Genomic DNA, 11,843 nt, shown 5'->3' on the forward strand with positions numbered 1-11,843 from the left:
TTGTCGACCGTGGAAGAATTCTGGGGGGTAAACAGCAGCTGCCATAGCGACTGCTGCCAGCATCGACTGAGTGATCCGGCGTCGGCTCCACGTATCGAGCGAGGTGACGTCATGAGTATCTTTAGCCACTTCCAACAACGCTTCGAATCCACACGCCAGGAAGAACTTTCTCTGCAGGAGTACCTGGAGCTGTGCAAACAGGATCGCAGCGCCTACGTTTCCGCCGCCGAGCGTCTGTTGATGGCGATCGGCGAACCGGAACTGCTCGACACTTCGACCAATTCGAGGCTGTCGCGCATCTTCTCCAACAAGGTGATCCGTCGCTATCCGGCCTTTGAAGACTTCCATGGGATGGAAGAATGCATCGACCAGATCGTCTCGTATTTCCGCCACGCCGCCCAAGGCCTGGAAGAGAAGAAACAGATCCTCTATCTGCTCGGCCCCGTGGGTGGCGGTAAATCGTCCCTGGCCGAGAAGCTGAAGCAGCTGATGGAAAAAGTGCCCTTCTACGCCATCAAGGGCTCGCCGGTCTTCGAATCGCCTCTGGGTCTGTTCAACGCCACCGAAGATGGCGCGATCCTTGAGGAAGACTTCGGTATCCCACGGCGCTACCTGAACACCATCATGTCGCCCTGGGCGACCAAGCGCCTGGCTGAATTCGGCGGCGACATCAGCCAGTTCCGCGTGGTCAAACTGTACCCGTCGATCCTCAATCAGATTGCCGTCGCCAAGACCGAACCCGGTGACGAGAACAACCAGGATATCTCGGCGCTGGTCGGCAAGGTCGATATCCGCAAGCTCGAAGAATTCCCGCAGAACGACGCCGATGCCTACAGCTACTCCGGTGCGCTGTGCCGGGCCAACCAGGGCCTGATGGAATTCGTCGAAATGTTCAAGGCGCCGATCAAGGTGCTGCACCCACTGCTGACCGCCACGCAGGAGGGTAACTACAACAGTACCGAAGGCCTCGGCGCGATTCCGTTCACCGGCATCCTGCTGGCTCACTCCAACGAATCGGAGTGGCACACCTTCCGCAACAACAAGAACAACGAGGCGTTCATCGACCGGATCTACATCGTCAAAGTGCCGTACTGCCTGCGCGTCAGCGATGAAGTGAAGATCTACGACAAATTGCTGTTCAACAGCTCCCTGTCCAAGGCGCATTGCGCACCGGACACCTTGAAGATGCTCGCGCAGTTCACCGTGCTGTCGCGCCTCAAGGAACCGGAAAACTCCAACATCTATTCGAAGATGCGCGTCTACGACGGTGAAAACCTCAAGGACACCGATCCGAAGGCCAAGTCGATTCAGGAATACCGCGACTCGGCCGGTGTCGATGAAGGCATGAACGGTCTGTCGACCCGCTTCGCCTTCAAGATCCTGTCCAAGGTGTTCAACTTCGACCCGCATGAAATCGCCGCCAACCCGGTGCACCTGCTCTATGTGCTGGAACAGCAGATCGAACAGGAGCAGTTCCAGGCTGAAACCCGCGAACGCTATCTGCGTTATCTGAAGGAATATCTCGCCCCGCGCTACATCGAGTTTATCGGCAAGGAAATCCAGACTGCTTATCTCGAGTCCTACAGCGAGTACGGTCAGAACATCTTCGATCGCTATGTGCTGTACGCGGACTTCTGGATTCAGGATCAGGAGTATCGCGATCCGGAAACCGGCGAGATCCTCAACCGCGTGGCCCTGAACGAAGAGCTGGAAAAAATAGAAAAACCGGCCGGCATCAGCAATCCGAAGGATTTCCGCAACGAAATCGTCAACTTCGTCCTGCGCGCCCGGGCCAACAACAACGGCAAGAATCCGACCTGGCTCAGCTACGAAAAACTGCGGGTGGTCATCGAGAAGAAAATGTTCTCCAACACCGAGGACCTGCTGCCCGTCATCAGCTTCAACGCCAAGGCCAGCAAAGAGGATCAGCAGAAACACAACGACTTCGTTACACGAATGGTTGAACGTGGCTACACCGATAAACAGGTACGGCTTCTGTCCGAATGGTACCTGCGGGTCCGCAAGTCGCAGTGAGGCAGCTGCAAGCGTCCAGCTACGAGCTGCAAGAGAAAAGCGTGTAAACCGGAGTTTTTCGGGATCGGCTTCTACTTGCAGCTTGCAGCTCAAAACTTGAAGCTCCCCGGAGGGGCCTTATGAGCTATGTGATCGACCGACGCCTCAATGGCAAGAACAAGAGCACGGTGAACCGTCAGCGTTTTCTGCGGCGTTATCGTGACCACATCAAAAAGGCTGTCGAAGAGGCAGTCAGCCGGCGCTCCATTACCGATATGGAGCACGGGGAACAGATCAGTATTCCTGGCCGCGATATCGACGAGCCGGTGCTTCATCATGGACGCGGCGGCAAACAGACCGTGGTGCATCCCGGCAACAAGGAATTCACGGCCGGTGAACACATTGCGCGCCCACCCGGAGGCGGAGGTGGCCGCGGTCCGGGCAAGGCCGGCAATTCCGGCGAAGGCATGGACGAGTTCGTCTTCCAGATCACCCAGGAAGAATTTCTCGAATTCATGTTCGAAGACCTCGAACTGCCGAACCTGGTCAAACGCAATCTGACCGGCACCGACACGTTCAAAACCGTACGCGCCGGGATCAGCAACGAGGGTAATCCGTCACGGATCAACATCATCCGCACCCTGCGCTCAGCTCACGCGCGTCGTATTGCCCTGTCCGGCAGCAGCCGCGCGAAACTGCGCGAGGCCAAGGAAGAGCTGGCGCGGCTCAAGCGCGAAGAGCCGGACAATTTCGGTGATATCCAGGAACTCGAGGCCGAAATCGAGAAACTCAGTGCACGGATCCACCGCGTGCCGTTTCTCGATACCTTCGACTTGAAATACAACCTGCTGGTCAAGCAACCGAACCCCAGCTCGAAAGCGGTGATGTTCTGCCTGATGGACGTTTCCGGCTCGATGACGCAAGCGACCAAGGATATCGCCAAGCGCTTTTTCATCCTGCTATATCTGTTCCTCAAGCGTAACTACGACAAGATCGACGTGGTGTTCATCCGCCACCACACCAGTGCCCGGGAAGTGGACGAAGAGGAGTTTTTCTACTCACGGGAAACCGGCGGCACCATCGTTTCCAGCGCCTTGAAGCTGATGCAGGAAATCATGGCCGAGCGCTATCCAAGCAACGAGTGGAACATCTACGCCGCTCAAGCCTCCGACGGCGATAACTGGAACGACGACTCGCCGATCTGCCGTGACATTCTGATCAATCAGATCATGCCGTTTGTGCAGTACTACACTTATGTGGAGATTACCCCACGCGAACATCAGGCCCTGTGGTACGAATACGAACGCATCGCCGAAGCCTTCTCTGACACTTTTGCCCAGCAGCAACTGGTCTCGGCCGGAGATATCTATCCGGTCTTCCGTGAACTCTTCCAGCGCAGGTTAGTGACATGACCGCCAAAGAGCAGAAGCGCCAACCGATTTCCACCGGCTCCGAATGGACATTCGAGCTGATCCAGACCTACGACCGCGAAATCGCCCGGATCGCGGCCCGCTACGCACTGGATACCTACCCCAACCAGATCGAAGTGATCACCGCCGAGCAGATGATGGATGCCTATGCTTCAGTGGGAATGCCGCTGGGCTATCACCACTGGTCCTATGGCAAGCACTTCCTCAGCACCGAGAAATCCTACAGTCGCGGGCAGATGGGCCTGGCTTACGAGATCGTGATCAACTCCGATCCGTGCATCGCCTACCTGATGGAGGAGAACACCATTTGCATGCAGGCGCTGGTGGTGGCTCATGCCTGCTACGGCCACAACAGTTTCTTCAAGGGCAACTACCTGTTCCGCACCTGGACCGACGCCAGTTCGATCATCGATTACCTGGTGTTCGCCAAGCAGTACATCATGCAGTGCGAAGAGCGCCATGGCATCGATGCGGTGGAAGATCTGCTCGACTCCTGTCACGCGCTGATGAACTACGGTGTCGACCGCTACAAGCGTCCGTATCCGATTTCCGCCGAGGAAGAGCGCCGGCGCCAAAAGGATCGCGAAGAGCACATGCAGAAGCAGATCAATGATCTGTGGCGCACCATCCCCAAGGGTGCGGACAAATACAGCGACAAGGACAACGCCCGCTTTCCGGCCGAGCCGCAGGAAAACATCCTCTATTTCATCGAGAAGCATGCACCTCTGCTGGAGCCGTGGCAGCGTGAGATCGTGCGAATCGTGCGCAAGATCGCCCAGTATTTCTATCCGCAGCGCCAGACCCAGGTGATGAACGAAGGCTGGGCAACGTTTTGGCATTACACGCTGATGAATGACCTGTATGACGAAGGCCTGGTCACTGATGGCTTCATGATGGAGTTCCTCACTTCGCACACCAGCGTGGTGTTCCAGCCGGGTTTCGACAGTCCGTACTACAGCGGTATCAACCCGTATGCGCTGGGCTTCGCCATGTACCGCGACATTCGGCGCATGTGCGAAGAGCCAACCGAGGAAGACCGTCGCTGGTTCCCGGATATCGCCGGCTCCGACTGGCTGTCGACCATCAAGTTCGCCATGAGCAGTTTCAAGGACGAGAGTTTTATCCTGCAGTACCTGTCGCCCAAGGTGATCCGCGATCTGAAGCTCTTCAGCATCCTCGATGACGATCAGAAGGATGACCTGCTGGTGCCGGCCATTCATGACGAGGGTGGCTACCGCATCATCCGCGAAACCCTGGCTGCGCAGTACAACCTCGGCAATCGTGAACCCAACGTGCAGATCTACAGCATCGACCGGCGCGGCGATCGCTCCCTGACCCTGCGCCACCAGCAACATGACCGCAAACCGCTGGGTGACTCCACCGATGAAGTGCTCAAGCACTTGCACCGGCTATGGGGGTTCGACATTCATCTGGAAACCCTGCAGGGTGACCAGATCATGAAAACCCATCACGTGCCGCCACGCAGTGAGCACAGCGAAGGCGATTATGGCCGGCTCGATCTGGCCGTGATTCATCTTTGATGCGGTTCTGGCCTCCGAACGTCTGACGCAAGGGTTATCCTGTCGGACTGACGGAGGTTTTTTTATGCAGGTTTACAAGGTTGGCGGCGCGGTACGTGATCGCCTGTTGGGGTTGCCAGTCACTGACATCGACCGTGTCGTGGTCGGCGCCACTACTGAACAGATGCTCGCCAAGGGATTTCGCCCGGTCGGCGCGGATTTTCCAGTGTTTCTGCACCCCAAAACCGGCGAGGAATATGCCCTCGCCCGCACGGAACGCAAGAGTGGCCGCGGCTACGGCGGCTTCACTTTCCATGCAAGTCCCGAAGTCACGCTGGAACAAGACCTGATTCGCCGCGACCTGACGATCAATGCCATGGCCGAAGACGATCAGCTCAACCTGACCGATCCGTATCATGGGCAGCGCGATCTTGAAGCGCGAATTCTCCGTCACGTTTCCCCGGCGTTCGCCGAAGATCCGCTGCGTGTACTGCGCGTTGCCCGTTTCGCCGCGCGCTATGCCGGACTGGGCTTCACGGTCGCGGACGAGACAATGGAGCTGATGCGTCAGCTCAGCGAGTCCGGGGAACTGCAGGCACTGACGGCCGAACGCAGCTGGAAGGAAATTTCCCGGGCGCTGATGGAAAACCACCCGCAGGTATTCGTCCAGGTGTTGCGCAACTGCGGCGCCCTCAAAGTGCTGATGCCGGAGGTTGACGCCTTGTTCGGCGTACCGCAGCCGCAGGCCCATCACCCGGAAATCGACACAGGCCTGCACACCCTGAGCGTGCTGGAACAATCAGCCCTGCACAGGCAACCGCTGACGGTGCGCTGGGCCTGCCTGCTGCATGACTTGGGCAAAGGCCTGACGCCAGAAGAGGAATGGCCTCGGCATATCGCTCATGAGCACACCGGGCTGAAGCTGATCAAAGCGGTCAACCAGCGCTTCAAGGCACCCAAGGATTGTCAGGAACTGGCTCTGCTGGTCGGCCAGTATCACACCCATGGGCACCGGGCTCTGGAGTTGAAGGCCTCCACATTGCTGGAGTTGCTGCAGAGCTTCGATGTCTATCGGCGGCCGCAGCGCTTCGAGGAGTTTATCGCTGCGTGCGAGATGGATGCTCGTGGCCGCAAAGGCCTGGAGCAGCGCAGTTATCCACAGGCGGAATATCTGCGTGGGGCGGCGAAGGCTGCGCGAGAAGTGGCGGTGCAGCCACTGCTGGAAATGGGCTTCAAGGGCCCTCAGTTGGGCGAAGCGCTGAAGCGTGAGCGGCTCAAAGCGTTAAAGACCTACAAAGAATCGGCGTCGGTTTAAAAAGCATCGCGAGCAGGCTCACTCCTACAGGGGAATGCGTTCCAAAATGTAGGAGTGAGCCTGCTCGCGATGGCGCCCGTTGGTCAGCGCAAATCCGAAGGCGTGAGCTGCTCCCCCCGCCATTCGAACGCAACCGGCGCCAACACCTGATCAATCTGCGCCTCAGCCCACAACGTCGCAAAGCTCTTGCCCACACCCGGATGCACCCGCTGCGGCGCGATCAATGACAGCGGCCACAGCACGAAAGCGTTTTTCAGGATTTCCGCCCGCGGCAGAGTCAATCCGTCGAAATTACCCACCAGATCGCCATACAGCAGCACGTCGATATCCAGCGGCAACCCCTTGCGATCCGGTGCATAACGACCGTTATCCGCCTCGATGAATTTCAAGCGTCGATCCAGCTCCATCAATGGCAGATCGGTGTACGCCGAAACCACGAAATTGAAGAACGGCCCGCTCTTGATGCCCACCGGCTGGCTCTCGAACACCGCCGAACAACGGATATCCACCAGAAATTTCGCCAGCGCATCGAGACCGGCACGCAAATGGGTTTCCCGCTCGATATTGCTACCGAGCCCGAGATAGACCTGAGTCAGCGACATCCGCGCTCGATCTCCACACCCACACCGCCCTTGGCTGCCGGCACGGCGCCCGGCTTGGTCAGTTTCAGTCGTACCCAGGTGATGTTGAATTCGGCCATGAGCACTTCAACCAGACGCTCGGCAAAGGTCTCGACCAGTTGGAACTGCGCCTGCTCGGCAAAAGCCTGGATCCGCGTGGAAACGCTGGCGTAATCGAGCGCCAGGGTCAGGTCGTCACCAGCGGCGGCCGGGCGATTGTCCCAGGCGAAGCTCAGATCAAGACGCAGGCACTGACGGATGCCGCGCTCCCAGTCGTAGGCACCGATCACGGTGTCGACTTCCAGGCCCTCGATAAACACTCTGTCCAAGCACTTTTCTCCGCTGCACGACAAGGGCGCGATGCGCCGTTAGAATCAGGGCGTCCTCGCCCGGAATAGTTAGCATGTTTTGGTTACTGGCGATTCTCGCCTACCTGCTCGGCTCGCTGTCCTTCGCCATTTTGCTCAGCCGCCTGACCGGAAACCCGGATCCGCGAATGAGTGGCTCGGGTAATGCCGGCGCCACCAACATGCTGCGCTTGGCCGGTCGCAAACTGGCGATCCTGACCCTGCTCGGTGATCTGTGCAAAGGCCTGCTGCCGGTGCTGATCGCATCGAGCGCGGGCCTCTCGCTGCAGGATCAGGCGTGGATTGGCGTGTGCGCCGTGATCGGTCACCTGTTCCCGCTGTACTTCCGCTTTCGTGGCGGCAAAGGCGTCGCCACTGCCGCCGGCATGTTGCTCGGCCTGTATCCACCCGCCGCGCTGCTGGCGGTGTGCGCCTGGCTGCTGACGTTCTACCTGACTCGCACCAGTTCGCTGGCAGCGCTGATTGCCACGCCGTTGACCCTGCCGCTGCTGGCCTGGCAGGAACCGGAGGCCTTGTTGCCAATGAGCGCGCTGACCTTGCTGATTGTCTGGCGTCATCGCGGCAATCTACGCGACCTGTTTGCCGGGCGCGAACGGCATTTTTGAATGCCGTTCGCGAGCATCGCTGATCACAATGCCGACAACTGCTCCATCGGCCAGCGCGCCTGCACGGTGATGGCCAGACTTTCCTGCTGACCGGCCTTGAGGCGCTGGCATCCGGCAAACGCAATCATCGCGCCATTGTCGGTGCAGAACTCGGGACGCGCGTAGAACACATCGCCCTTCATATCGCCGAGCATCTTTTCCAGGGAAATCCGCAACGCCTTGTTGGCGCTGACGCCGCCGGCAATCACCAGCCGCTTCATGCCCGCCTGTTTCAGGGCGCGCTTGCACTTGATGGTCAAAGTCTCCACTACGGCCTGCTGGAACGCCAGCGCGATGTCGCAACGGGCTTGTTCGCCGTCGTCCCCGGCGCTGACGCATTGCTGCCAGGTGTTGAGGGCGAAGGTTTTCAGGCCGCTGAAGCTGAAATCCAGCCCCGGACGATCACACATCGGACGCGGGAAGGTAAAACGTCCTGCGACGCCCTTCTCGGCCAGCTTGGCGATTTCCGGCCCGCCGGGATAATTGAGGCCCATCATCTTCGCGGTCTTGTCGAACGCTTCGCCGGCCGCATCGTCGAGTGTCTCGCCAAGCAGGCTGTATTGGCCGATGCCGTCGACCTGGACCAGCTGCGTATGACCACCGGAAACCAACAAAGCGACGAACGGGAATTCCGGCGGTTTCGGCTCCAGCATCGGTGCCAGCAGGTGGCCTTCCATGTGGTGCACGCCAAGCGCCGGAATGCCCCAGGCAAACGCCAGCGCCTGCGCGCAGGATGCACCGACCAGCAGCGCGCCGACCAGGCCAGGACCCGCGGTATAGGCGATTGCGTCGATCTCGGTCGGCACGCAGTCGGCTTCGGCCAACACCTGACGGATCAAGGGCAGCATGCGTTTGACGTGGTCACGCGAAGCCAGCTCCGGCACCACACCGCCATAGACGCGGTGCAGGTCGATCTGACTGAACAGCGCATCGGCCAGCAGGCCGCGCTCGCTGTCATACAATGCGACGCCGGTTTCGTCGCAGGAGGTTTCTAATCCCAGTACTAGCATGGGTTTGCGCCTTGTTTAGGCTGAATTCGAAGGCGCGCATAATAGTCGCCACGTGATGCCCCGACCAGCGGTTTTCGATCAGAGGCTTTGCATTCCGAGCGATGAGGGGTTAACATCCGCAACCCTTAAAAACCGACGTCTTCAAGTGCTCTTTTGCCGCGAGGATGTTGACCCCGGTAATGAATGAAGGTAGCTCTGGATGCCAGCCGTCAAAGTAAAAGAGAACGAACCCTTCGACGTAGCTCTGCGTCGTTTCAAGCGCTCCTGCGAAAAAGCCGGTGTACTGGCTGAAGTTCGTAGCCGCGAATTTTACGAGAAGCCAACTTCTGAGCGTAAGCGCAAGGCAGCAGCCGCTGTTAAGCGTCACGCCAAGAAAGTTCAGCGCGAACAGCGCCGCGCCGTTCGTCTGTACTAATACACAGACGTTCGTAGCAAGCTTCTTGCCTAAGCCCGGCCCTCAGCCGGGCTAATGGCATTTGCGTAAAACGCTTGATGCTTCACCGTCGACGCCGCCGATGCGACCGAGACAAATCTGCTTCACCGCGTCAGGCCTGGCTCTTTTGCCAGCGGTGCACGTCTTTTCTGACGAGCCTTTCAAGGCTACTGACGAGCACACCCACTGATTCCTCTTACGACGATCAGCCCAAGGCACCTGCATGCGTGCCCGCTTTATTGAGCTATCCGAGGCCGACAACCGGCCGTCAGCGGATTCAGCGCAACACTTTCAAATAGTCGAAGACTGATAGGTACTAACGTCAGTGGATTTTCGGCAGATACACTTCCCGACAGCGATCACGCAGACGACACCGGTCGAGCCGCACTTTTTGTGCGTTTCCAACAATGGCCCGCGTCCGACAGCCTGGCGCAACGGATTTATTGCAGCGCAGACGACGAGAATGCCATGGCCGGGCTGATTCCCCAGAGCTTCATTGACGACCTGCTGAACCGCACCGACATCGTCGACGTGGTCAGCTCGCGCGTGCAATTGAAGAAGGCCGGCAAGAACTACACCGCCTGCTGCCCGTTCCATAAAGAGAAAACCCCGTCATTCAGCGTCAGCCCCGACAAGCAGTTCTATTACTGCTTCGGCTGCGGCGCTGGCGGCAACGCCCTCGGCTTTCTCATGGATCACGACAACCTGGATTTCCCCCAGGCCGTCGAAGATCTGGCCAAAGCCGCCGGCATGGAAATCCCCCGCGAAGAAAGCGGCCGCGAGCGCAAGCCGCGCCAGCCGACCGATTCGCCGCTGTACCCGCTGCTCACCGCCGCCGCTGACTTCTATCGGCAAGCGCTCAAGAGTCATCCATCGCGCAAGGCTGCAGTGGATTACCTAAAGGGTCGCGGCCTGACCGGCGAGATCGCCCGGGATTTCGGCCTCGGTTTTGCGCCTCCGGGCTGGGACAATCTGCTCAAGCATCTGAGCAGCGACACCCTGCAACAGAAGGCCATGATCGAAGCCGGCCTGCTGATCGAGAACGCCGAAACCGGCAAACGCTATGATCGCTTCCGCGATCGCGTGATGTTCCCGATCCGCGACACCCGGGGACGGATCATTGCCTTCGGCGGTCGCGTACTGGGCGACGACAAGCCCAAGTACCTGAACTCACCGGAAACCCCGGTATTCCATAAAGGCCAGGAACTCTACGGCCTCTATGAAGCGCGCAAGAACAATCGCAACCTCGATGAAATCATCGTCGTCGAAGGCTATATGGACGTCATCGCCCTCGCCCAGCAAGGCTTGCGCAATGCCGTCGCCACGCTGGGTACCGCGACCAGTGAAGAACATTTGAAGCGCCTGTTCCGCGTCGTTCCGAACGTATTGTTCTGCTTCGACGGCGACCAGGCCGGGCGCAACGCCGCGTGGCGCGCACTGGAGGCGACCCTGCCGTGCCTGCAGGACGGTCGCCGCGCACGATTCCTGTTTCTGCCCGAAGGCGAAGACCCGGATACCCTGGTGCGCGCCGAAGGCACCGACGCTTTCAAGGCGCGCATCAATCAGCACGCGCAGCCGCTGGCCGATTATTTTTTCCAGCAACTGACCGAAGAAGCCGATCCGCGCTCCCTCGAGGGCAAGGCGCACATGGCCACCCTCGCTGCGCCGCTGATCGACAAGGTGCCGGGCGCAAACCTGCGCATTCTCATGCGTCAGCGCCTGACCGAGATCACCGGCCTGAGCAGCGAGACCGTCAGCCAATTGGTCCAGAGTGCACCGCAGGAAGCACCGCCCGCCTATGATCCGGGCATCGATTACGACGCCATGCCGGATTACAGCGACTACCATCAGCCGCAGGCACAGGACATGTATGTGCCGCAGCAGGAATGGACGCCGAAGAAACCCGGCGCCGGCGGCAAGAAGTGGGACAAGAAACCGTGGGACAAGAATGGCAAGCGTGGCGGCGACCGTGAACCGCAGCGCCCGCGCACGCCGATTGGCGTTGAATCGCCAACCCTGACGGCCCTTAGAACATTGCTCCATCATCCGCAACTGGCCAAGCGCGTGGAAGACGCCGGGCACATTGCCGATGAAAATCAGACCAACGCCCAACTGCTTGTGGCGCTGCTCGAAGCCGTGCAGAAGAATCCCAAGCTAAACTCATTTCAGTTGATCGCGCGATGGCACGGTACTGAACAGGGTCGTTTGCTCAAGGCACTGGCAGAAAAGGAATGGCTGATTGACGGAGATAACCTTGAACAACAGTTTTTCGACACCATTACTAGCTTGTCAGCCCGCCAACGCGAGCGAAATCTCGAACAGTTACTCAGGAAAGCGCGGCAAAGCGAACTGAGCGTCGAAGAGAAAAATCAACTGCGCGACCTTTTAAGTCGCAATGTTTCCGCATCAAACCCGACCTCAACTGGCGCGTGAGGTCATAGCTCAGGTATAATCCTCGGCTTGTTTTTTGCCCGCCAAGACCTTCAGTGG

Annotated in this window: 10 protein-coding genes; 7 read left to right on the forward strand and 3 right to left on the reverse strand. The window is 58.9% G+C overall.

Translation table 11 applies throughout. From position 1 onward, the window contains the following. The first annotated feature begins 111 nt into the window (after positions 1 to 111). The 4 genes from BLU71_RS19315 to BLU71_RS19330 all read left to right on the forward strand — a co-directional run bounded on the left by BLU71_RS19315 (position 112) and on the right by BLU71_RS19330 (position 6,278). The gene (locus BLU71_RS19315; protein WP_042610115.1) at positions 112 to 2,034 is read left to right on the forward strand and encodes a PrkA family serine protein kinase; all 1,923 of its coding nucleotides are present in this window, start codon (positions 112 to 114) and stop codon (positions 2,032 to 2,034) included. A gap of 119 nt (positions 2,035 to 2,153) precedes the next feature. Further along, a complete protein-coding gene (locus BLU71_RS19320; RefSeq protein ID WP_039757709.1) occupies positions 2,154 to 3,425 on the forward strand; it encodes a YeaH/YhbH family protein in 1,272 nt (423 codons plus the stop codon). Next, positions 3,422 to 4,984, forward strand: a complete 1,563-nt coding sequence (locus BLU71_RS19325; protein ID WP_064365402.1) for a SpoVR family protein — start codon at positions 3,422 to 3,424, stop codon at positions 4,982 to 4,984. Before BLU71_RS19320 ends, BLU71_RS19325 begins: the two co-directional genes overlap by 4 nt. A 64-nt stretch (positions 4,985 to 5,048) precedes the next feature. Next, positions 5,049 to 6,278, forward strand: a complete 1,230-nt coding sequence (locus tag BLU71_RS19330; protein WP_083353696.1) for a multifunctional CCA addition/repair protein — start codon at positions 5,049 to 5,051, stop codon at positions 6,276 to 6,278. An 83-nt stretch (positions 6,279 to 6,361) separates the two neighbouring features. Here the strand turns inward: BLU71_RS19330 and folK are convergent, their stop codons facing one another. Beyond that, positions 6,362 to 6,880 (reverse strand): 2-amino-4-hydroxy-6-hydroxymethyldihydropteridine diphosphokinase, encoded by a 519-nt coding sequence (gene folK / locus BLU71_RS19335; RefSeq protein WP_042610112.1) that lies wholly within the window; start codon positions 6,878 to 6,880, stop codon positions 6,362 to 6,364. Then, positions 6,871 to 7,227: a dihydroneopterin aldolase gene (gene folB / locus BLU71_RS19340; RefSeq protein WP_064365404.1), complete on the reverse strand. Its 357-nt coding sequence runs from the start codon at positions 7,225 to 7,227 to the stop codon at positions 6,871 to 6,873. Before folB ends, folK begins: the two co-directional genes overlap by 10 nt. A gap of 74 nt (positions 7,228 to 7,301) precedes the next feature. On the opposite strand from folB, the gene plsY reads away from it, so the two are divergent. Continuing rightward, positions 7,302 to 7,871, forward strand: coding sequence for a glycerol-3-phosphate 1-O-acyltransferase PlsY (gene plsY, locus BLU71_RS19345; RefSeq protein WP_024014548.1), 570 nt, complete (start codon positions 7,302 to 7,304; stop codon positions 7,869 to 7,871). A gap of 23 nt (positions 7,872 to 7,894) precedes the next feature. Here plsY and tsaD read toward each other — a convergent pair whose 3' ends face one another. Continuing rightward, the gene (tsaD, locus tag BLU71_RS19350) at positions 7,895 to 8,920 is read right to left on the reverse strand and encodes a tRNA (adenosine(37)-N6)-threonylcarbamoyltransferase complex transferase subunit TsaD (RefSeq protein ID WP_042610110.1); all 1,026 of its coding nucleotides are present in this window, start codon (positions 8,918 to 8,920) and stop codon (positions 7,895 to 7,897) included. A gap of 199 nt (positions 8,921 to 9,119) precedes the next feature. Here tsaD and rpsU point away from each other — a divergent pair, with 199 nt between their 5' ends. Continuing rightward, a complete protein-coding gene (gene rpsU / locus BLU71_RS19355; protein WP_002551877.1) occupies positions 9,120 to 9,335 on the forward strand; it encodes a 30S ribosomal protein S21 in 216 nt (71 codons plus the stop codon). Between the two features lie 486 nt (positions 9,336 to 9,821). Further along, positions 9,822 to 11,786: a DNA primase gene (gene dnaG / locus BLU71_RS19360; RefSeq protein WP_042610109.1), complete on the forward strand. Its 1,965-nt coding sequence runs from the start codon at positions 9,822 to 9,824 to the stop codon at positions 11,784 to 11,786. Positions 11,787 to 11,843: the final 57 nt, after the last annotated feature.

The sequence above is a fragment of the Pseudomonas moraviensis genome (genome assembly GCF_900105805.1).
Classification (GTDB): Bacteria; Pseudomonadota; Gammaproteobacteria; order Pseudomonadales; family Pseudomonadaceae; genus Aquipseudomonas; species Aquipseudomonas moraviensis_A.

Excerpts from the sequence above, each read along its gene's own strand:
- BLU71_RS19315 (WP_042610115.1), top strand. The coding sequence starts at position 112 with ATGAGTATCTTTAGCCACTTCCAACAACGCTTCGAATCCACACGCCAG.
- BLU71_RS19320 (WP_039757709.1), top strand. The coding sequence starts at position 2,154 with ATGAGCTATGTGATCGACCGACGCCTCAATGGCAAGAACAAGAGCACG.
- BLU71_RS19325 (WP_064365402.1), top strand. The coding sequence starts at position 3,422 with ATGACCGCCAAAGAGCAGAAGCGCCAACCGATTTCCACCGGCTCCGAA.
- BLU71_RS19330 (WP_083353696.1), top strand. The coding sequence starts at position 5,049 with ATGCAGGTTTACAAGGTTGGCGGCGCGGTACGTGATCGCCTGTTGGGG.
- folK (WP_042610112.1), bottom strand. The coding sequence starts at position 6,880 with ATGTCGCTGACTCAGGTCTATCTCGGGCTCGGTAGCAATATCGAGCGG.
- plsY (WP_024014548.1), top strand. The coding sequence starts at position 7,302 with ATGTTTTGGTTACTGGCGATTCTCGCCTACCTGCTCGGCTCGCTGTCC.
- tsaD (WP_042610110.1), bottom strand. The coding sequence starts at position 8,920 with ATGCTAGTACTGGGATTAGAAACCTCCTGCGACGAAACCGGCGTCGCA.
- rpsU (WP_002551877.1), top strand. The coding sequence starts at position 9,120 with ATGCCAGCCGTCAAAGTAAAAGAGAACGAACCCTTCGACGTAGCTCTG.
- dnaG (WP_042610109.1), top strand. The coding sequence starts at position 9,822 with ATGGCCGGGCTGATTCCCCAGAGCTTCATTGACGACCTGCTGAACCGC.